We start from the raw sequence: 21089 nt of genomic DNA, 5'->3' as shown, positions 1-21089 counted from the left end.
AGCGCTATCGAGTAGTTCGATATAAATTATATTCTAACTGTTTTAGGTTTTAAATTCTGTTTCCAGATGTTTATATTAGTAGTAGTACCAGGCTGGCAAAAAATAGGAACTTCCCTTGTGATCATTGCTAATGCTAAGTATGAGCTATTTAAGAAAGTCTACTCAATCGGTCATACTCTATTTAGCTAAGATTTTTGCAGTTTGGTCTGTAGATCATAATTATATCAAATACGCTGGAGTGCTGTATGGTTGAGAGCCCATCAGGCTATAAATATTAAACATATGTTAAAGTATAAGTTACCCCCAACACTAGCTAGATAGGAAGCATACTGCCATGGCTGGTATCAACAAATTAGAGTTATCTGAAACAGATATTATCAGCAAGTTTATTCTACCTGCTATTAAAAGCTCAGGCTGGGATGACATGACCCAAATTCGCGAAGAGGTGAAGCTTCGTGATGGGAAGGTTATTGTCCGTGGTCAAATGGCAGTGCGTAAGACGATCAAATCTGCTGATATTGTTCTATATCACAAGCCTAATCTGCCACTTGCGGTTATCGAAGCCAAAGCAAACAAACACTTTATTGGTAAAGGGATGCAGCAAGCGCTTGATTATGCTGGGCTGCTCGAAGTGCCGTTTGTGTTTTCATCCAATGGTGATGGCTTTATTTTTCATGATAAAACCAGTACCACTACCCTCGAAACAGAGATTTCACTAGAGGATTTTCCGACACCAGCTGAGCTATGGGATAAGTACTGCCAGTGGAAAGGCTATACGCAAGCTCAAATGCCTATTATCACTCAAGACTATCATGATGATGGCAGTGGTAAATCACCGCGCTACTATCAGCTACAAGCCATTAATAAGACCATAGAAGCCATCTCTCGTGGACAGGATCGCATCCTACTCGTAATGGCAACAGGGACAGGTAAAACCTACACCGCCTTTCAAATCATCTGGCGTCTGTGGAAGGCTAGAGAAAAGAAACGCATTTTGTTTTTAGCAGATCGTAATATTTTGGTCGATCAAACTCGGGTAAATGATTTTCAGCCTTTCGGCACTGCGATGACCAAAATAGAAGGCCGTACCGTTGATCCAGCCTTCGAGATTCATCTTGGTCTATATCAAGCGCTAACAGGCCCAGAAGAGCATCAGAAAGCCTTTAAACATGTTGCGCCAGACTTTTTTGACCTGATTGTCATTGATGAGTGCCACCGAGGCAGTGCTGCGGAAGACAGTGCTTGGCGTGAGATATTGGAATACTTTCATAGCGCGACACAAGTAGGCTTAACAGCGACCCCTAAAGAGACTAAAGAAGTCTCTAACTCTTATTATTTTGGGGATCCTCTTTATACTTATACCTTAAAACAAGGCATTGAAGATGGATTTTTAGCGCCCTATAAAGTAGTTCGAATTGATATCGATGTCGATCTACATGGTTGGCGTCCAACCAAAGGACAGACAGATAAGCGTAATGAGTTGATTGAAGATCGTATCTATAACCAAAAAGATTTTGATCGCACTTTAGTGATTGATGAGCGTACTGAATTGGTGGCTCAGACCATCACTAGCTACCTTCAGCGTACTGACCCAATGGCCAAGACCATTGTATTCTGTAATGACATTGATCATGCAGAGCGAATGCGCCGTGCTTTGATTAACTGCAATCCAGAGCAGGTCAAAAAGAACGAAAAGTATGTCATGAAAATCACGGGTGATGATGAGTTAGGCAAAGCGCAGCTTGATAACTTCATCAATCCAAAGAAACCTTATCCAGTGATAGCGACAACGTCGGAGCTGATGACGACTGGTGTCGATGCCCAAACCTGTAAGCTAATCGTCTTAGATCAAAACATCAAATCGATGACCAAGTTTAAGCAAATTATTGGCCGTGGGACTCGTATCAATGATAAATATGGCAAATTATGGTTTACGATTCTCGACTTCAAAAAAGCAACTGAGCTATTTGCCGATGAGCGCTTCGATGGTACTCCTGAGCGTGTTATGAAAATGACACCATCACAGGTCAATGGAGGCAGTGATGAGCTAGATAAGATGGTAGATGGTGAATCAGGGGCCGAATTAGAGGAGACTTATGATACTAAAACGTCTCACAACAACGAAGGTGACAATGACTCCGATATGGGCGGCAGTGACGTTGATACAGGTGACGACCTTGGCGGCAGTGAGCCAGCGAAAAAATACTATGTGAAAGGTGTAGCTGTAAAAGTAACGGCACAGCGTATCCAATATTATGATACTGATGGTAAGCTAGTCACCGAGTCTTTTCAGGACTATACTCGCAAAACTTTCACTAAGCAGTTCGCTAGTTTGGACGAGTTTACCAAGCGTTGGAACGATACTGAGCGTAAACAAACCATCATTGATGAGCTGGCAAATGCTGGTATTATTTGGGAAGCACTACAGGAAGAGGTCGGTTCAGACATGGACCCCTTCGACCTAATTTGCCATGTGGTATATGACCAGCCACCCTTGACGCGTCGTGAACGTGCGAATGAAGTTAAGAAGCGCAATTACTTTACCAAGTATTCAGACACTGCTCAAAAAGTACTAAATGCCTTGCTCGATAAGTATGCTGATGCGGGTGTAGAAGAGATCGAAAGCCTAAACGTGCTTAAAGTAAAACCACTTGATCAATTAGGTAGTCCGATGGAAATTGTCAGAGAAAGCTTCGGTAGTAAACAAGATTATCAGCAAGCCATTAGTGATCTTGAAAGTGAAATCTATTGGGCACCGCCACCCAAACAAGCTTAAGCAACTAGAAAAAATTAGCTACAATCCATATATCTAAGCCTCTTATTGAGGCTTGTTTTATTCATACTGTTTATTGAAAAGAGAAACTACATGTCAATCAGTTCAGTTATCAAGTCTATTCAAGATATCATGCGTCAAGATGCTGGTGTCGATGGTGATGCCCAACGTTTAAGCCAATTGTCATGGTTATTGTTTCTCAAGATATTTGATGCACAAGAAGAAGCGCTTGAGTTCGAACAAGAAAACTATAAGAGCCCCATCCCTGAGCAATACCTTTGGCGTAATTGGGCAGCTGATCCCGAAGGCATCACTGGTGATGAGTTACTAGAGTTCGTAAATGATGAAATATTCGTTGAGCTAAAAAACCTGACAGCGCCAGTAGATACCAATCCGCGTGGCTTTGTGGTGCGTCAGGGTTTGAGCGATGCCTACAACTATATGAAGAACGGCACGTTGCTACGCCAAGTAATAAACAAGCTCAACGAAGTGGACTTTAACCGCTCAGATGAGCGTCATTTGTTTGGTGATATTTATGAGCAGCTACTGCGTGATTTACAGAGTGCGGGCAATGCAGGTGAATTTTATACCCCTCGCGCTGTGACACGCTTCATCGTTGATCGTGTGGATCCAAAGCTCGGTGAGCGCGTCATGGATCCAGCTTGTGGTACAGGTGGGTTTTTAGCCTGTGCGTTCGATCATGTCAAAAACAACTATGTTGAAACTGCTGAAGATCATCAAGCGCTACAGCAGCAGATTTTGGGGTTTGAAAAGAAACAACTGCCGCATTTGCTCTGTACGACCAATATGATGCTGCATGGTATCGAAGTACCCGTACAGATACGCCACGATAACACCCTAAACAAGCCGCTATCGAGCTGGGACAGTGATATTGATGTCATCGTAACCAACCCACCTTTTGGCGGCACTGAAGAGCACGGTATCGAAAAGAACTTCCCTGCTGAGTTCCAAACACGCGAAACGGCTGATTTGTTTTTACAATTAATCATTGAGGTCTTGAAAGATAAAGGCCGCGCTGCCGTCGTATTACCTGATGGCACCTTGTTTGGTGAAGGAGTAAAAACCAAGCTAAAGAAAATGCTGACAGAAGAATGTAATCTGCATACCATCGTGCGCTTACCAAACGGTGTGTTTAACCCTTATACGGGTATTAAGACCAATATTCTCTTCTTTACCAAAGGTCAGCCAACCAAAGATATTTGGTTTTATGAGCATCCTTATCCTGAAGGCGTCAAAAACTACAGCAAAACCAAACCAATGAAGTTTGAAGAGTTTCAAACCGAGATTGATTGGTGGGGCAATGAATCTGACGGCTTCGCCAGTCGTGTTGAAAATGATCACGCTTGGAAAGTTGACTTCAGCAGTAAGCGTAAAACAGCTGAAAAAGACGCAAAGCCACACTGGGACAAAGCAACAGTACTCTTAGGTGAAGTCAGTGCTTTAGAGCCTAATCTTAAAGTGTTACGTGCAGAACTAAAAGCTGCCAGCGATGAGTTAAAGCCTGATAACCTAAAAAAAGTTGAAGCGCTAGAAACTAAAATCAATAATCTGCGCCGTGATGCTAACAATAGCCAACAGGCTGGCGATAGTATATTCAATGCTATATTTAATTTTGATATAAAAAATCCGTTTGTTGATCAAGTCATTGATTATGACCCTAATAAATTACTCGCTGACTATGCCAAACAACAACAGAGTATCGATACTTTACGCAGCCAATTAAAAGATGTACTGGGCGCTGCGCTGTCTGCTAACACGACAGAGGACAAGTAGCTATGAATGTAAAAACGAGCTTAGAGGTGGGTAAAGACGCAAACAAACCAGAGCAGTTGATCACTGAACATATCGATATCTGGACTAGCGCTATACTGGCTAAATCGACTAGTGGGCGTGGCAGTAGCAAAAAGTATGAGCTATACGGCATTAGCAAATTACGTGAGCTGATTTTGGAGTTAGCAGTACGTGGCAAGCTAGTGCCGCAGGATGCTAATGATGAGTCTGCCTCTGTTTTGTTAGAAAAAATAGCGGCTGAAAAAGCTCAGTTGATTAAAGATAAGAAGATTAAGAAGATTAAGAAGACTAAAGCAGATGGTAAAGTTAATGAAGATGAAAAACCTTTTGATCTTCCTCGTGAGTGGCAGTGGACTCGACTTAACTTTATAACAGAGATAAACCCACGTAATACGAATGTTGATGATAAAACTAAAGCATCATTTGTTCCAATGACTCTAATCACTACATCATACGATGGAGTACATGATTCTGAATCAAGGCCTTGGAGTGAAATAAAGAAAGGCTATACCCATTTTGCTAATGGCGATATTGCTATTGCGAAAATTACACCTTGTTTTGAAAATAGTAAAGCTGCTATTTTTCGTAATTTAGAAAATGGTATTGGCGCAGGGACAACAGAACTCCATGTTGCGCGTCCTTTTGGAGAGCAAGTTGAAAGAAATTTTCTTCTTTTATATTTTAAATCACCTAACTTCTTAACTATGGGTCAAAAGCTTATGACTGGCTCTGCTGGACATAAAAGAGTCCCAAGAAGTTTTTTTGAAAGCAATCCTATTCCACTTCCACCGCTTGCAGAACAAAAACGCATCGTCGCTAAAGTCGATGAACTCATGCTGTTATGTGATCAGCTAGAGCAGCAAACCGAAGCCAGTATCGAGGCTCACGCTACGCTTGTGGAAGTGTTATTAGCCACGTTGACAGATAGTACTGGCGCTGATGAGCTGGCACAAAACTGGGCGAGAATTGCTGAGCATTTCGACAGCCTGTTCACTACTGAGCAAAGCATCGAAGCTCTAAAGCAAACTGTGCTGCAATTGGCGGTAATGGGTAAGTTAGTTCCGCAAAATCCAGATGAAGAACCTGCTTCGGTGTTGTTAGAGAAATTACGTAAAGAGCGCTCGGAGTGGCTTCAAAAAACAAAAGAGGAAAATCCAGAATCTAAAACGATGTTGAAGAAATTGAAAAAACTGTCAGATGCTTCTGCACCTTTCGGAATTCCATCTACATGGAAAACAGCACACCTTATAGATTTATGTACCTACTTAGTTGACTGTCATAATAAAACAGCACCATATGTTGATAGTGGTATTCCAATAATCAGAACCTCGAATATTAGAGAGAGAGAGTTTTGTATGACTGGTATGAAGTATATTTCTGAGGAAACTTACGAATATTGGTCGAGAAGGTGCCCTCCAAAACCCGAAGACATAATTTTCACAAGAGAAGCACCGATGGGTGAAGCTGCTATCATCCCTAAAGGAAGTGTTTGGTGTTTGGGGCAAAGAACAATGCTGATAAGACCATATCACAAGTATGTTTCGAACCAGTATTTACTTCTAGCATTAACAGAGCCACATTTGTTAGAAAGAGCTTCAGAACATGCAATTGGCTCCACCGTTAAACATTTAAGAGTTGGTGACGTTGAAAATTTAAACATTCCTTTACCACCTCTAAGTGAACAACATCGTATCGTTGCTAAAGTCGATGAATTAATGGCTATTTACGATCAGCTAAAAGAGAAGCTAAAGCAATCTCAAAAGACGCAAGTTCAGCTTACTAATGCGTTGGTTGATCGTGCCTTAGGGTGAGTTTTAGTATTGGGCTAAGTGTTTTATATGTCTTGATAAGATATAATGTCTCTTATCAAGACACTCTACTCGGTAAATCGAATAATGTTGATGTTGCTGGTAAGGACAACTGACCGTTTACACAGACCGTATTGTGCAGAATTAAAAATGCACAGTCGGAATGTAGCGCTCTACATTAGAAAATAAAACGACTTGTGCATAAATTAGGGGTTGTAAATTTCCTAGGTGTGCCATTTAACATTGCCAGCTATGCGTTATTGACGCATATGGTTGCGCAGGTTTGCGGCTTAGAGGTCGGTGAATTTGTTTGGACAGGTGGTGATTGCCATATTTACCAAAACCACCGTGAGCAAGCTGAGCTACAACTAACACGCTCGCTATATACGCCGCCAACATTGACACTGAACCCAGAGGTTAAAGATATTTTTGCCTTTGAATACGACGATATTAGCGTCAATAACTATGAGTCTCATCCGACGATCAAAGCCAAAGTTGCCGTTTAAAGTACGTCTCATGCACGACAATAAATAAGACTGTGAGTTAAAATACAGACGTTTAAAAATATAATAGAAAGGACACATTATGAGCTATGCCCACACCGAAGTTGCCCAAATCGCCGCCATAAGTAGCAATCGCTGTATCGGTAAGAACAATGAGCTGCCGTGGCATATCTCACAAGACCTGCAGCACTTTAAACAATTGACCACACGTGACCCGCAGAATACGGCCTCGAGTAGCGATATGCAGGGTATTGTCATCATGGGTCGCAAGACGTTTGAATCAATGGGTAGTAAGCCCTTACCAAAGCGTGTGAACTTCATTGTCTCCACTCAGATGGACTACGCAAAGCAAAAAAGATTGGTAGGACACGCCCATGCGCATGTGGTTCACAACTTAGATGACGCCCTGACGCATGCCGCAAGTTTGGCACATGGACTACATTTAGATACTATTTGGGTGATCGGCGGTGAGCGTATATTCAATGATGCCATGATGTACACGGATCGCATTGAGCTGACGCACGTAGACACCGACATTACCGATGGCGATGCTTTTTATCCTAAGCTACCTGCGCGCTATAAAGTAGCTGATGAGTCTGAGCAGATGCATGACGAAAAAAGTGATTTAAGCTTTAAATTTGTGACTTATAAAGTAGAGAAAACTGACTCATAGTATTTGATTGACTCAAAAAAGGGCTGCCGCAAATAAATTAAATTATCTGCGGTAGCCCCTTTTTTTGGACGTTATCAAGTTAATGGTGGAAATAATAGATCAAGCTATTCATGCAGCACTTTATAAACCGTCTTCGCCAGTACGGGCCCAATCCCTTGCACACCGGCTAGCTCCTGCTGTGACGCGCCAAGCAGTTGCTGCATACCTCCAAAGTGATTGAGCAAGTCGCGGCGGCGCTTTTCACCTAGACCGGGTATGACCTCAAGCACCGATGATGAACGACGCTTATCGCGTTTTTTACGGTGCGCGGTAATCGCAAAACGATGCGCCTCATCACGAATGTGCATCAGTAAATGTAGCGCCTTGCTATCCATTGGTAAATCAAGCGGCTCATGATCTAAAAAGTGCAAGACTTCGAGTCCCGCCTTACGCCCTTCTCCTTTAGCAACGCCAATGAGCAAGGTATCACCAAGAATGCCCAATTCAACCAGTACTTCTTTTGCCATACTAAGCTGACCCTTACCGCCATCAATCAATAGTAAATCAGGTAACGGCTGCTTTTTATACCGCCTTGTCAGCACTTGTTTCATCGCTGCATAGTCATCGCCGCCTTGGATATCATGAATCGCATATTGACGGTAGTCACGCCTGCGCGCGCCGCCTTGATCAAAGACGACGCAACTACCAATGGTCGCCTCGCCCATGGTATGAGAGATATCAAAACACTCGATACGATCAATGGTGCGATCAGTCACCTCAGCCAGTACGTCTTTTAGCGCGCCAAAGCGTGCATGCAGCTCTAAATAATCGCCCAATTTGGTTTTTAGCGCATTACTGGTATTCAGCGTTGCCAAGTCCAGCCACTCTGAGCGATGCTCACGCACATTGGTTTTGATGACCACTTTATTGCCAAAATGCGTTGCTAATGCTTCGCTTACTGCTACCTGATCAGGAATCTCATGGCTTAATATAATCTCTGCTGGCAGATCATCCGTCACCTGAAAATAAAACGAGGTAATAAAAGCTGATAGGTTATCTGCTAGCGGCTCGCTACTGTCCACATCAGGGAAATAGTTTTTGCCGCCTAACACGCGACCACCGCGTACGGTTAGCACGTTGACACAAGTCATGCCCGCTTGACTGGCAATGGCTATCACATCTGCCTCACCTTGCACCGTATAGACGGCCTGCTTTGCTTGCACTTCGCGTAGCATCGAAAGCTGATCACGATAAAGGACGGCTTTTTCAAAATCTAGTGCTTCAGCCGCGCCTTCCATCTTCTCAATCAGCGTACTATGAATATCGCTAGAATCACCCTTCAAAAACCGAATGGTATTATTAACGTCCTCTTTATACTCTTCTGGTGATACCAATCCGACACAGGGCGCACGGCAACGCTTAATCTGATATTCCAGACAAGGACGCTGACGCTGCTTAAAAAAGGTGTTGGTACATTGGCGCATTTGAAACATTTTTTGCATCAACACCAGCGTTTCTTTTGCTGCATGGGCGGATGGAAAGGGGCCAAAGAAACGGCCTTTTTGATGGTTGCCTTTGCCGCGGCCATACGCCAAACGTGGATAAGGCTTATCCGCTGAGATAAACACGTATAAATATGACTTATCATCACGCAGCAAGACGTTATAAGGCGGGCGATACTCTTTAATCAAGTTCTGCTCGAGCAACAGCGCTTCGGTCTCACTACGCGTGATAATCGTCTCAATATTATGAATCCGTGCTACTAGCGCCCGCGTCTTTGGATGATCAATCGTCTTGGCAAAATAGCTATTCACGCGGCTCTTTAGCGACTTGGCTTTACCAACGTATAAAATATCGCCGTTTTTGCCCAGCATCTTATATACCCCTGGCAAATTAGGCAGGTTCTTGATCAGATGCTTAAGACGGGCTTTTTTATCATCGACAGGACTCGATTCTGAGACAGTAACCATAGAATGTATTGCTCTTAAAAATCTTAGTAATACTGCTAGTTATGGGGCAGGAATCGTGGTTTTGCAAGCTGATTATTGCCTCAATAGCACGCATAAAAAAGCCAGCTTTATGCTGACTTCGTTTGTTCAGTTATATGCTAATCATCAATGGCCTAATGACGGAAGTTTGCCATCAACGCTGGAATACCCGGCAACATGCCAACGATAGCCATGACACCAGTCAGTACCACAAACATAATACCCGGTATGATCCAGCGGCTCATTTTAGTCAAACTAGCACTGCGCTCTTTTGAGCCAATCAAGCCCAAATTATCAAGCAATAGCGTGAGTGACCAACCAAAAGCTGGATTCACCAAGGCAGAAGCAAACACCACAATAGCAGCAGACTGCGTGGTTTTACCTTCGCGCGTCATCTCCATGCCAGCCTCTAAGAGTGGGATAAACACCCCAACGATCAATGCCACGCACATCACTGGTTGCCAGATAGCCAAATCCATTGGATAGCCCCAGACACCTGCGATAATACAGAACAAGGCCGTCAATAAAGCACCGGCAGGAATCGGACGCTTAGCAATCGCTGCAGGAACAATATACGTTCCCCAAGATGACGCAAAGTTGGCACCGCCCAATACGGAGCCCACTACCTGACGGAATGACGCGCTGGTCATCGTGTCATCGATGTCCATAAGCACTTTTTCAGTACGCTTAGGATAGCTGATTTTTTGGAATACCTGATGCCCTAAGAAATCTGGTGACCACATTGCCACAGCTAAAATAGCAAACGGCAATACCACAATGAAGCTTTCAATCGTCGGTAGCCCTAACATCCAACCTGTGTTCTCACCCCACCAATACATCGGGTTCATATGCGGTAGACCTGGTGCTGTTTTGAACGCAAAAGGTGCGCCCAATGCAAAAGCAAGACCACCACCTAACACGCAGCTGAGCGGAACCGCAAGCCAACGTTTTTGCCAATGTTCAAGTAATGCATATAGCAGGATAGTCGCTAAAATAATAAAGAAAGCAATGTGCGACATGCCGATCCCTTCTGCCCAAGCAAAAAGGTTCTTAACCTGTGACGTCGTACCAATAAAGCCCAAGTAAATCAACAGGCCACCACATACGCCTTTGCTGGTCAAATTGGCCAGTAAGCTCCCCCCTTTACTAATAGCGAGCAGCAGACCAAAAGCCCCAATCAGTAGGCCAAAAGCCATCGGATGACCACCTGCAGTAACAACAATGGGAATCAATGGAATAAGTGGCCCATGAGTACCAGCTAAGTTGGCCGTCGGTAGTAGAAATCCAGAAAACAAGACAATAAAGAACGAGACAATCAACAGCTCATAACGGACGTTTTCTAAAACAAACGCATCACCTAGGCCGAGTGGTCCTGCAAAGGTTGCCGCAATCGCGCCCACCATGACCACTTTACCGATGGTTGCTGCCATCGCTGGGATGGTATCTTCATACTCAAAACGATAATCACGGAATGGTAAATTGGGACGCCAGCGTTTTGGCTGCATGATTTGCAATTCATGATTTAGATAAGCGTCACGACTATCAAAGCTTGAGCTTGGCTTATGCAAATCTATGTAGCTGCCTTGCAATTCGCTATCTTGATTTTCTGGATTTGATTCCGGCGTGTTAGACCTTAAAGATGAGGTCTGAATGTTACTCATCACATTTCCTTGTGTTGATTGCATTTTTAATTGGCTAACGATTTTAATTTGATATTCGCTAAATGACCGGTCGGTCACAATAAGCGGAAAACCATTGTATGTTAAGGGATAAGAAAATGCGAATTTAAGGTGAATTAAAGAGACTATGTGTATCGTTATAATATATAAATTAAAGTTTTCATTGGATACAGGAATGAACTTAATAGGAAACTAATAGGAAAAAACAGCGCCAATTTGGACGTAAAATTAAATCAAAGGCCAGTTTACTTAAGAATGACTTACATCTGAATATTTTTTATCATATAACTAAATACTAAAGATAGTTATAATAAATACTAAATATTGCTTTGCGATAGCTATAAAGACTATGCTCAGTTACGCTTTAAAACTAGCGAGCGCAGTCATTTTTAACTATGATAAATGTCTTTGTCGTTTATCATCTAATAGCAAACACTAAAAAACAGCGCTACCCATATCACTGAAAAATCAACAAAAGCAACAGGATAGATTTATGAGTGTACTACCCAGCAATTTTGAGACTTTGAAGCGTCGAGCCAAGCAAAGTATCATGCCGCTACTGACCCCGCACCTACTAAAGCTGCGACTCAATACTTACGCACCCTATATCGGCGCAGGCATCAAAATCGACCACATCAGCCTCGATCAGGGATTGTGTGTGGTCAGCATGGGACTGACCACTCTCAACAAAAATATCGTCGGTACTCAATTCGGTGGTAGCTTGTATTCTATGGTTGATCCCTTCTATATGCTCATGCTGATGCATCAATTGGGTAGCAACTATGTGGTCTGGGACAAAAGCTCAAATATCGATTTTATCGCACCGGGAAATAGCAGAGTCACAGCACGAATGAAAATACCTAGCACTGAGGTGATTACCATTCAAGAGTTGGCAAAAGACGGTGAACCTGTGTTTCGTGAATATAAAGTCGATATCGTAGACGACCAGCAAAAACTCATTGCTACCGTCACCAAAACCTTGTATATCAGACTACGCAAATACAGCAAATCTAAAGAGCAAGCTAGCCGAATTGAAACGCCCCATACCTGAATAGTTTTCGACTATTCGCAAAAAGTAGCACCTATCATCTGTTAATATCCAGCTAATCACCCCGCAAGCCTAAATTGATAAGCGTTCACATACAAAAACCCCAATCCAGCATTCGCATAGATTGGGGTTTTGTCTTTTTTGGTATGGCCCGCTTATTTATAAATAAACCTATGAATAAGGGCTTGTATCTACTATTACCTTGTTTTGAGTCAATTCTAAAACCATACAATCAACTCAAAACGGCAAACTTGTACTTAGATACCAGGTGCAGTATCAACTGCATCAGGTACGCCAGCGTCAGTCTTTTTCTGAGCTGGACGTGGCGCAAGTTTTTCGCGGATACGTGCTGATTTACCAGAACGCTCACGTAAGTAGTACAGTTTCGCACGGCGAACAGCACCACGACGTTTCACTTCAATGCTATCGATGATTGGTGAGTGCAATTGGAATGCACGCTCAACGCCAACGCCGCTTGAGATTTTACGTACGGTAAACGCTGAGTTTAAACCGCGGTTACGCTTAGCAATTACAACGCCTTCAAAAGCCTGTAAACGCTCACGCTCACCTTCACGTACTTTTACTTGTACCACAACGGTATCGCCGGGTGCAAAGTTTGGGCGCTCGATCAATTGAGCGTTTTCGATGACCTGAACCAATGGATGCTTGTTGCTCATGAGAGTTATCTCCTCACATTAGATAATAGAGGCTTTACGCATATCACCTGTTTGTAATAATTAATCGTATCTCTTTATAGTGAGATACAACATAAATGGGTTATAACCAACGGCCACTATGCGATGACTCGTTTTATTATTGCTCAAAATTCCGTTTCTTAACTGTTTATCAAGCTTAATGACGATAAAATCAGGTATCAACAACCTACTTTTTATCTGCTTTTGCTAGTGCTTTAAGCCACTTCGCTTGCTCTACCGTCGGAGTAAACGCTTGCCACAAATCCGGACGACGCGCTTGCGTACGACTGACTTGCTGACTAAAGCGCCACTTAGCGATATTGGCATGGTGACCCGAAAGTAACACTTCAGGAACCGCCATACCCGCAAACTCATGCGGCTTGGTATAGTGTGGACAATCAAGCAAGCCATCGACAAACGAGTCTTGCTCTGCTGACTTATCATCACCCATGATATCGGGTAGACGACGTATCACACTATCCATCAGCACCATTGCTGGTAGCTCACCACCAGTCAACACGTAATCACCTAGTGATACTTCCATATCGACATATTGTGACAGCAGGCGCTCGTCGATGCCTTCATAACGACCGCATAATAAAATCATGCCGTCATAATCAGTCATACTGACGACGCTACTCTCACTAAGCGTTTGCCCTTGCGGTGACATATAAATCACCGGACAATGCTCACTATCGACACGGCAACCGTATTGCTTGGCATGCAAGCGTGCATCTTCAATGGCTTTTGACAATGGCTCAGCCATCATCACCATCCCAGGACCGCCACCATACGGGCGCTCGTCAATACGGCGATAGTTATCAGTGGTATAATCACGTGGATTAATGCATTCAATCGTAACTTGCTCCTGAGTCACTGCCCGTCCCGTGATTCCAAACTCACGAATCGTAGCAAACATCTCAGGAAAAATACTAATTACGGCAAAATACATCTGATGTCTACTTGCATTGAGGCTAAAACAATCGGTGTGACTATCAATAACATTTGACTAAGAGCCAGAATTGATATCAATAATCACTCTGCCATGCCACAAGTACTGTTTTTTCAGTCATATCGACCTCTATCACAGTTTGCTTATGCCATGGAATTAGGCGCTCTTCATTATCCAAACTGTCTGAATTGGCTGCCACGCGCATGATGTCATGGGCACCAGTTTCAAACATTTCAGTGATATTGCCTAGATACTCGTTCTGCTCGTTCATCACGCGCAGACCGACCAAATCCGACCAATAATATTCGTCTTCAGCTGTTTCCGGCAAGACGTTTTGTTCGACCCAAACGGTAACACCGTTCATGGTCTCAGCAACATTGCGATCAGGAATCTGCTCAAATTGAGCCACAATTCCTGTGCCTTGCTCACGCCAAGCTTTCACAGTCAAAGGTTTCATGCCAGTAGCAGTTTTCATCCACCACGGCTTCATATTGAATATCGCTGTACGATCATCTGTATCACTAAACACCCAAAGCCAACCTTTGATGCCATAAGGCTTCTTAAGTTGACCGATTTTCATAAGGGCACTAGCGTTTAGAGTGGATGACATAGCAGCTAACCTAACAATGATTAAAACAGCAATTGCAAAAACAATTGTGTCAAAAGCGATAAACAGTTAATGGCGCACCCTGGTCAGACCAGTTACGCTATGTATTCTAAGTCTACTGAGTCGTCTTGTAGTCATACTACAAGTGGCTCAATAACAACGAAAACTTAAGCAGTTGCTTCAGTTTGTGCTGCAGACTTGTTGTAAGCTTTTGCTAATGAAGCAACGCGATCTGAAGGTTGTGCACCTTTTGCGATCCACGCATTGTACGCTTCCATGTTTAGGCGTACTGCTTCTTCAGACTCTTTAGCGAGTGGGTTAAAAAAGCCGATGTTTTCAATATAGCGACCGTCACGCGCGCGGCGTTGATCAGCAACAACTACTTGATAAAATGGGCGTTTCTTGGCACCGCCCCGTGCTAAACGAATAACAACCATGTGAATTCTCTCTTTCGCAGGTATACCAAAAAGGGCATAATTATATCACAGTCTTTATTTGTTGAAAACATAAACTGTGCATATTTAATTATTTATTAACAATAGCTTAAATACCAGTCTATGTAAAACATAATCGAGCATAACCATGCGTTTTATACAATTATTAAAGACTCTCTATCCTAATCAGTTACTAAAATATACCGCGCTTTAGGTTTGATATTATTAAAATATTGGAGAGGTACATAACGAACTGCCTAAATAAATAGCCTCACAGTACGGTTCATTGATTATGCTATTCTATGGTGTGTTGAAGTAGACTGGCACACCCTAATCTCAGCCACCATGTTTAGAAATAACCCGCTCCTTCTCAAAAATACAATCGCGGCTTAACTCAAAACCAAATTTAATCAGACATTTTCTTAATCTGCTGGATTTATATGATTACTCCAAACTCAAAGCCCCGTCGCAAAGGTTGGCTACCACGTTCTTATTCTAATACTTGGCTGACAACCTTGATGGTCGCTTTTATTGTTCTCATCAGTGTGAGTTTGTCGATTTTATTCTTTTGGCGCAGTCTGTACCTACCAGAACTCAAAAACCATGCGCGTTATTTGACAAGCGAGCTGCGATTAATTAATAGTGTGAATAAAGACTGGCAATATCGTCCTGATATCCGCCAATGGGTTTATCAACATTCTCATGTCGTGGTGGTGAACAATCCCAGTGACTTTCCAGAGGTGGCTGACAAAGCATTTGTGAGCTTCTTTACTGATGTACTTCAGTATGAGATTGGTGCACAGCTGGGTCGACCTGTCGAAGTTTATTTCAAGTTCAAACCAACACCGCAGCTTTGGGTACAAGACAGTCGCGATGACAGCTTCTGGATTCGTGAGCCAGTGGTTTACTACTCGCAGTACAGCCCAACATTGCTCATATTGTTTTTGATTGGATTGCCTATCTTATCGCTGCTGACCATTATTTTGTTAGCTAGGCAATTGAACCGTCCTTTACGTTATTTACAACGTGCAGCGACTAACTATATTCGTCTGGGTCATGCGACCACGCTACCAACGCAAAAAGGCCCTACCGAAATACGTCAAGTAAACATGGCTTTCAACCGTCTATTTACAACGTTAAATCAAGCACAAAAAGAGCGAACTATTATGCTCGCTGGTATCTCACATGACCTGCGGACACCATTGACTCGTATGCGTCTGACTGCTGAGATGTTGCCAGATGATTTTTTTCGTGAAGGGCTAATTTACGACATTGAGGATATGGATGCGATTTTGGAGCAGTTCATCTCATTTATGAAAGATGGTTCCGATGAGCCAGTTAGCTTGACCAATTTGGACACGATATTTAATGAGATCATGGTGCAGTTTGCACCCATGAAGTTCGTTTATCAATCAGAATGTCACAAGGTCGTTCCTGTACGCCCCTTATCCATCAAGCGTCTCATCATTAATCTGATCAATAACGCCAATCGTTATGGCAAACCGCCGATTTATCTATCAGCCACGGTGATACCAACATTTATAGAAACGGTTGAAGAAGAAGATAGCGATGTCGTCAGTGAAAACGTTGTCAATAAGGAAGCACAAGAGCAACTGATGATTTGTGTGCGTGACTGCGGTGACGGTGTGGCAGAGGATCAATTGGAGCGTATCATGCAGCCATTTGAGCGTGGGGAGACCGCACGCACTACCCAAGGTAGCGGTCTAGGGCTGGCCATTGTAGATCGCATTGCGCGGTTACACCATGGTACGGTCGAGGCCATTAATCACCCTGATGGTGGGTTGCAAGTATGTGTGCGTATACCCCTACTCTCTAAAGTTGCTGGAGACAGTACTTTGGCTGCTGATGCAGCCGATGACACATCTACAGTCGATAATATTACATCGAATGCAGAAAATCCTTAACACTATCGCTTAGACAAACCCTGCGTGGATAAATTAATCTTTGCTGCCAATGATAGGCGGAATATATTCAGCACTATTGGTAAATGTCAATGGCTGAGTAATCTCTTCTTTGGCTGTCTTTAGCGTTTGGGTTGTTGATGGCTGCTTTAGAAACAAGTAGTAACCGAGCGTGATCGCATTCAATAGTACCAAGCCACCAAATAAATATGGCATCCTTTGCCTCCTATATTGTCAAACTACCCTAGAATAAGCTGCCGCAAACAGGACACCTGATTATCAAAATATTGGTAATCAGGTTCGTTTAATGATGACAAATTTTTTACTTGTCATCATTGTTCAGCATTGTTATTTAGTGTCAAAATCGCGTTCGCTTTTTTCTTGCGTCAATTCGTCAGCAGCCAAAATTTGTGTGAGCGGCTTGATAGGCCATGTCATTACGAATCTTGCGCCGCCAAGATCTCGGCTCTCATCTACCTTCATACTACCATTAAACCAAAAGGCAATGCGCGATACAATAGACAAGCCTAGACCGTAGCCGCCTGATGCTCGTGTACGGCTATCATCCAAGCGCGAAAACGGTATAAATACTTTTTCACGATCAGCCTCAGGAATCCCATGACCGTCATCTTCGACGCTGACAAATGCATTACCCTTTTTGACACCAGCACTAATAATGATCGTGGTCTCGGCATAACGTAAAGCATTACCTGCAAGATTCTGAATCACACGGTGCAGATAGCGTCGATCGGCAATCGCGGTTACTTTCGCATTTGGCAAGTTGGTCACTATTTTAATCGGCTTACCTAGTGCATTGGTCTCACGCTCAATCTGCTGTAGCAGTTCTCTGAGATTTACTGGTTCTAAATCTAATTTTGGCGAACCCTCTTCGAGCTTGGCATAAGTCAAAATCTCATCAATCAAACCATTAAGTGATTCGATATCTTCATCAATATAGTCACGCTGCATAAAGCGTGAATCTTCGTCGTCAGTATCAGCCAGCATATCTACCGCAAATCGAATACGCGCAACTGGCGTACGAAGCTCATGTGATACGGCTCGCGTGAGCTCTCGCTGCGACTCAATCAAACGCTTAATATGTGACGTCATCGCGTTAAAGGTCGCTGATAAACGTGCGATCTCATCTTGACCAATTACCTGTACTTGAATATCAAGGTTGCCCTTACTCACCTCATTAACACCAACTTGAATCAGCTGCAGCTTGCGCTCAAGTGGGAAAATGAGCGCATAAACACCCAAACTGATTAAAAACATACTAATCAGGATCATACTAATAATTAAATTAAGTGGGAACCAGTTAAACAATGGTACAGGGCCTATCAAGACTGCCATGTCATTAATTTCAGACGGAACTACTATCTTGATGGCCGAACTACTGGTACTACTATTAGGGTCTTGTAATGAGATGACCACTTCATCACGGCGTAGGCGTGACATTTGATCTGAATCTAAATCGAGCGTGTTAACAGGTACAAATGCCAGAGGGAAAGAAAATTTCTCCTCAAGTTCAGCCAAGCGCGCGCGTTTATCAGACAAGGTGACTTCATAAGACAAATCGTCCAACAAAAAGACAGCAATTGCTCTGACTTGCTGCTCCGTGACTTCCGATATCCGTGCTGTTAGGACATTCTCATTATCCGGCAGACGATAATAAACATCTGCATACACAGGCTGTTCGACGTAACGAACGACCGTATTATCATTTTTAAAGCGTCGTAGCTCGCTGGCAGTAAAATCTACTTCATCAATAGGTATGATTTTGAAATTTGCACCAAACAAACTACTGGCATCAGACAGCCAGTATTCACGCTCTTCTGCAGTATTTTGGTGAGAGATACCTTCGCTCACCAAATGAAAAGCCCCCATTGCCATGTTTTCACGGTAGGACTGTACACGCTCCTTATTGATAGTACCCATCAATAACTGCGCAAACAATGCTACGCACAAACAGACTATGAGTAGTCCTGCATAGATACGAACAAAAATACTGTGTTTTAAAGAAGAGACTAATGACATACGTGCCGTGACCAACTTAATAAATAAAAACTGCTGACATCATCTAGCATATAATCGCTGCTATGTGATTGATATCGAACACTGTTGAATAGGATTATCAGACGCTAAATAGTATATTTTAATGGATATGCAATGATCATCCAAACAGAATAGACATCTTATGCATTTAGTTCACGTCTATAATAAGTGCTTAATTAAACCACATAACACCGCATTTAAGTTCAAAAATTAGAATTTAGCCACAAAAAAACCAGCAACTAGGCTGGTTTTTTCAAACGGCTATCAATATTCAGTCATTAAATGAGCAAAAATGACTTAGTTACCTTCTTTCACAAACAGATAACCCTTACTACGTACTGTCTTGATACGTTTTGGATTTTCTGGATCATCACCGATTTTTGGACGGATACGTGAGATGCGCACATCGATTGAACGATCTTGTCCATCATATTCAATACCGCGTAGACGCTCAAAAATATCTTCACGAGATAAGATACGGCCTGCGTTAGACGCAAGCAACCATAGTAGATCGTATTCTGCACTGGTGAAATCAACCAATTCGTCACCTAGATTGACTGAACGACCACCGTTATCAATGACCAACTCGCCAAATTCTAGACGCTGTGGCACGTCTTCTGATGGTGCATTTTCTGAACGACGTAGCAAGGCACGAATACGAGCAAGCAATACACGTGGCTGAGCAGGCTTGGCAACATAATCGTCAGCACCCATCTCAAGACCTAATACTTGATCCATATCTTCAGTACGTGCAGTCAACATCAAAATTGGATTTTGATAATGCGGGCGCACTTCACGGCATACGGTCAGACCATCGCTACCAGGAAGCATAACATCAAGTACGACCATGTCTGGTTGCTCATTGACGATACGGCGTATAGCACGGTTACCATCAGTTTCAATTGCTACTTCTAAACCATTTTTGACCAAGTAATCTTGAGTCAACATGGCCAGACGCTCATCATCTTCAACAATCAAGATTCGGGGGGTGTTGTCTTCTTCAGTCGTTGTCATTGTTATATCCTCTAATACATCTAATTTAAAAGCAGTAAAAGTAAGAGCGGTAAAAATTAATAGCACCATAAAGTGGCACAATCGATGTTCGTATAGCTGTTACAAACTTAGCAGCACAGTATACTATTAAACGTATCGCTTCCTATACTATAGCTGATAGTCGTTAACAAAACCTATAAACTACATCGACTAAAACTTTAGTTTACGTCCAAAAATAATGTCATATATTTCCGCATTAGCGAATGGTTTTACTTTTGCAGACTACTTAATATCTAAGTGCATATAAATTATCAAATGAATGATTAAGGTTGCTCAAATACACTCAATCATCGCTGTTTATTTACGATGTTCCATTATCTAATATAACGACATATTACGATTGTCGCCAGTAACTTTTCGGAATATTCTAATATTGTTTCTCTCAATCATAGATGAACGATTTTACTTTAAAGAATAGAGAATTCATTTATTCATACCTCAGAGCTTATCGAGGTCAATCATGATAAAGTGAATCAATCATTAACGAACAGACATAAAAAAACAGTCCATATAATGGACTGTTTTTTTATCATTACTTCTAGCGATAACTCTAAATGATTAGCTAGAACTATCAGTAATGAATTATGCGCGGTTTTTATACTTACGAATAGTCTGTAGTTGTCCTACTGACTCTGCAAGTGAGGCCAAAGCCGCATTGGTTTGTAGTGTATCAGATTGATTGACCAGCATTTGCTCCGCTTTTCTACGTGCTTCAACGATTTTGCTTTCGTCAAGATTGTGCGCACGCATGGCCGTATCAGCCAATACGGTAACCATTTTTGGTTGTACTTCTAATACGCCACCTGAAACATAGATCACTTCTTCTTCGCCGTTTGCTTTTTGCACTCGCATTGCACCCGGTTTTAGCAAAGTAATAAGCGGTGTGTGACCTGGCAATACACCAATCTCGCCTTCGGTACCAGTAGCTATTAACATGCTAATTTCGCCTGAATATAACTCTTCACGAGCACTTACGACGCGACATTGTAACGTTGCCATACTTAACTCCTTACCATAAAAGCGCGATCAAAAAACAGTAAAACTGCGATGCGTTACTGAAGAGTAGATATAAGGTTTATATTATATCTACTCGTTAGCTTATGCGCAT

Annotated in this window: 15 protein-coding genes and 2 pseudogenes; 7 read left to right on the top strand and 10 right to left on the bottom strand. The window is 42.6% G+C overall.

Features of this window, described 5'->3' with window-relative positions:
* Positions 1-343 precede the first annotated feature (343 nt).
* The 5 genes and pseudogenes from hsdR to QO189_RS11615 all read left to right on the top strand — a co-directional run bounded on the left by hsdR (position 344) and on the right by QO189_RS11615 (position 7569).
* Complete coding sequence (gene hsdR, locus QO189_RS11635) at positions 344-2776, top strand: EcoAI/FtnUII family type I restriction enzme subunit R (RefSeq protein ID WP_371532851.1); 2433 nt, start codon at positions 344-346, stop codon at positions 2774-2776.
* 90 nt (positions 2777-2866) lie between these two features.
* Positions 2867-4288, top strand: a pseudogene (locus tag QO189_RS11630) (N-6 DNA methylase); the annotation flags it as partial.
* 281 nt (positions 4289-4569) lie between these two features.
* A complete protein-coding gene (locus QO189_RS11625) occupies positions 4570-6396 on the top strand; it encodes a restriction endonuclease subunit S (protein ID WP_371532832.1) in 1827 nt (608 codons plus the stop codon).
* A gap of 218 nt (positions 6397-6614) precedes the next feature.
* Positions 6615-6899: pseudogene (thyA, locus tag QO189_RS11620) on the top strand (thymidylate synthase); the annotation flags it as partial.
* Positions 6900-6978: 79 nt separating this feature from the next.
* The gene (locus QO189_RS11615; protein ID WP_371532831.1) at positions 6979-7569 is read left to right on the top strand and encodes a dihydrofolate reductase; all 591 of its coding nucleotides are present in this window, start codon (positions 6979-6981) and stop codon (positions 7567-7569) included.
* A 104-nt stretch (positions 7570-7673) separates the two neighbouring features.
* On the opposite strand, the gene uvrC is transcribed toward QO189_RS11615, so the two are convergent.
* On the bottom strand, positions 7674-9518 hold the full coding sequence (gene uvrC / locus QO189_RS11610; RefSeq protein ID WP_371532830.1) for an excinuclease ABC subunit UvrC: 1845 nt from the start codon (positions 9516-9518) through the stop codon (positions 7674-7676).
* Positions 9519-9670: 152 nt separating this feature from the next.
* Positions 9671-11197, bottom strand: a complete 1527-nt coding sequence (locus tag QO189_RS11605; protein ID WP_371532829.1) for a DUF3360 family protein — start codon at positions 11195-11197, stop codon at positions 9671-9673.
* 511 nt (positions 11198-11708) lie between these two features.
* Here QO189_RS11605 and QO189_RS11600 point away from each other — a divergent pair.
* Positions 11709-12266 carry a DUF4442 domain-containing protein gene (locus tag QO189_RS11600; protein ID WP_201601563.1) on the top strand — a complete coding sequence of 186 codons (558 nt, stop codon included), beginning with the start codon at positions 11709-11711 and terminating at the stop codon, positions 12264-12266.
* Positions 12267-12520: 254 nt separating this feature from the next.
* Here the strand turns inward: QO189_RS11600 and rplS are convergent, their stop codons facing one another.
* From rplS to rpsP, 4 genes are all read right to left on the bottom strand, one after another.
* The gene (rplS, locus tag QO189_RS11595; RefSeq protein WP_102093129.1) at positions 12521-12940 is read right to left on the bottom strand and encodes a 50S ribosomal protein L19; all 420 of its coding nucleotides are present in this window, start codon (positions 12938-12940) and stop codon (positions 12521-12523) included.
* Between the two features lie 205 nt (positions 12941-13145).
* Positions 13146-13910 (bottom strand): tRNA (guanosine(37)-N1)-methyltransferase TrmD, encoded by a 765-nt coding sequence (gene trmD / locus QO189_RS11590; RefSeq protein ID WP_371532828.1) that lies wholly within the window; start codon positions 13908-13910, stop codon positions 13146-13148.
* 76 nt (positions 13911-13986) lie between these two features.
* On the bottom strand, positions 13987-14520 hold the full coding sequence (gene rimM, locus QO189_RS11585) for a ribosome maturation factor RimM (RefSeq protein ID WP_371532826.1): 534 nt from the start codon (positions 14518-14520) through the stop codon (positions 13987-13989).
* Between the two features lie 164 nt (positions 14521-14684).
* Positions 14685-14954, bottom strand: coding sequence for a 30S ribosomal protein S16 (rpsP, locus tag QO189_RS11580; protein ID WP_021812802.1), 270 nt, complete (start codon positions 14952-14954; stop codon positions 14685-14687).
* A gap of 437 nt (positions 14955-15391) precedes the next feature.
* Between rpsP and QO189_RS11575 the strand changes: the two genes are divergently transcribed.
* Positions 15392-16876: an ATP-binding protein gene (locus QO189_RS11575; protein ID WP_371532825.1), complete on the top strand. Its 1485-nt coding sequence runs from the start codon at positions 15392-15394 to the stop codon at positions 16874-16876.
* A gap of 33 nt (positions 16877-16909) precedes the next feature.
* Here the strand turns inward: QO189_RS11575 and QO189_RS11570 are convergent, their stop codons facing one another.
* From QO189_RS11570 to QO189_RS11555, 4 genes are all read right to left on the bottom strand, one after another.
* On the bottom strand, positions 16910-17089 hold the full coding sequence (locus tag QO189_RS11570; protein ID WP_238038631.1) for a hypothetical protein: 180 nt from the start codon (positions 17087-17089) through the stop codon (positions 16910-16912).
* 132 nt (positions 17090-17221) lie between these two features.
* Positions 17222-18910: an ATP-binding protein gene (locus QO189_RS11565; protein WP_201601548.1), complete on the bottom strand. Its 1689-nt coding sequence runs from the start codon at positions 18908-18910 to the stop codon at positions 17222-17224.
* A gap of 315 nt (positions 18911-19225) precedes the next feature.
* On the bottom strand, positions 19226-19942 hold the full coding sequence (locus tag QO189_RS11560; RefSeq protein WP_058023509.1) for a response regulator: 717 nt from the start codon (positions 19940-19942) through the stop codon (positions 19226-19228).
* A 621-nt stretch (positions 19943-20563) separates the two neighbouring features.
* Positions 20564-20980 (bottom strand): F0F1 ATP synthase subunit epsilon, encoded by a 417-nt coding sequence (locus QO189_RS11555; protein WP_201601543.1) that lies wholly within the window; start codon positions 20978-20980, stop codon positions 20564-20566.
* Between the last annotated feature and the right edge of the window lie 109 nt (positions 20981-21089).

This window comes from Psychrobacter sp. Arc29 (genome assembly GCF_041431175.1).
GTDB lineage: Bacteria > Pseudomonadota > Gammaproteobacteria > Pseudomonadales > Moraxellaceae > Psychrobacter.
The sequence above is the reverse complement of the archived record's forward strand: the minus strand, read 5'-3'. Positions and strand labels throughout refer to the sequence as shown.

Excerpts from the sequence above, each read along its gene's own strand:
- uvrC (WP_371532830.1), bottom strand. The coding sequence starts at position 9,518 with ATGGTTACTGTCTCAGAATCGAGTCCTGTCGATGATAAAAAAGCCCGT.
- QO189_RS11600 (WP_201601563.1), top strand. The coding sequence starts at position 11,709 with ATGAGTGTACTACCCAGCAATTTTGAGACTTTGAAGCGTCGAGCCAAG.
- QO189_RS11555 (WP_201601543.1), bottom strand. The coding sequence starts at position 20,980 with ATGGCAACGTTACAATGTCGCGTCGTAAGTGCTCGTGAAGAGTTATAT.
- QO189_RS11605 (WP_371532829.1), bottom strand. The coding sequence starts at position 11,197 with ATGAGTAACATTCAGACCTCATCTTTAAGGTCTAACACGCCGGAATCA.
- rpsP (WP_021812802.1), bottom strand. The coding sequence starts at position 14,954 with ATGGTTGTTATTCGTTTAGCACGGGGCGGTGCCAAGAAACGCCCATTT.
- QO189_RS11625 (WP_371532832.1), top strand. The coding sequence starts at position 4,570 with ATGAATGTAAAAACGAGCTTAGAGGTGGGTAAAGACGCAAACAAACCA.
- rplS (WP_102093129.1), bottom strand. The coding sequence starts at position 12,940 with ATGAGCAACAAGCATCCATTGGTTCAGGTCATCGAAAACGCTCAATTG.
- rimM (WP_371532826.1), bottom strand. The coding sequence starts at position 14,520 with ATGTCATCCACTCTAAACGCTAGTGCCCTTATGAAAATCGGTCAACTT.
- QO189_RS11575 (WP_371532825.1), top strand. The coding sequence starts at position 15,392 with ATGATTACTCCAAACTCAAAGCCCCGTCGCAAAGGTTGGCTACCACGT.
- QO189_RS11615 (WP_371532831.1), top strand. The coding sequence starts at position 6,979 with ATGAGCTATGCCCACACCGAAGTTGCCCAAATCGCCGCCATAAGTAGC.
- trmD (WP_371532828.1), bottom strand. The coding sequence starts at position 13,910 with ATGTATTTTGCCGTAATTAGTATTTTTCCTGAGATGTTTGCTACGATT.
- QO189_RS11570 (WP_238038631.1), bottom strand. The coding sequence starts at position 17,089 with ATGCCATATTTATTTGGTGGCTTGGTACTATTGAATGCGATCACGCTC.
- QO189_RS11565 (WP_201601548.1), bottom strand. The coding sequence starts at position 18,910 with ATGTCATTAGTCTCTTCTTTAAAACACAGTATTTTTGTTCGTATCTAT.
- QO189_RS11560 (WP_058023509.1), bottom strand. The coding sequence starts at position 19,942 with ATGACAACGACTGAAGAAGACAACACCCCCCGAATCTTGATTGTTGAA.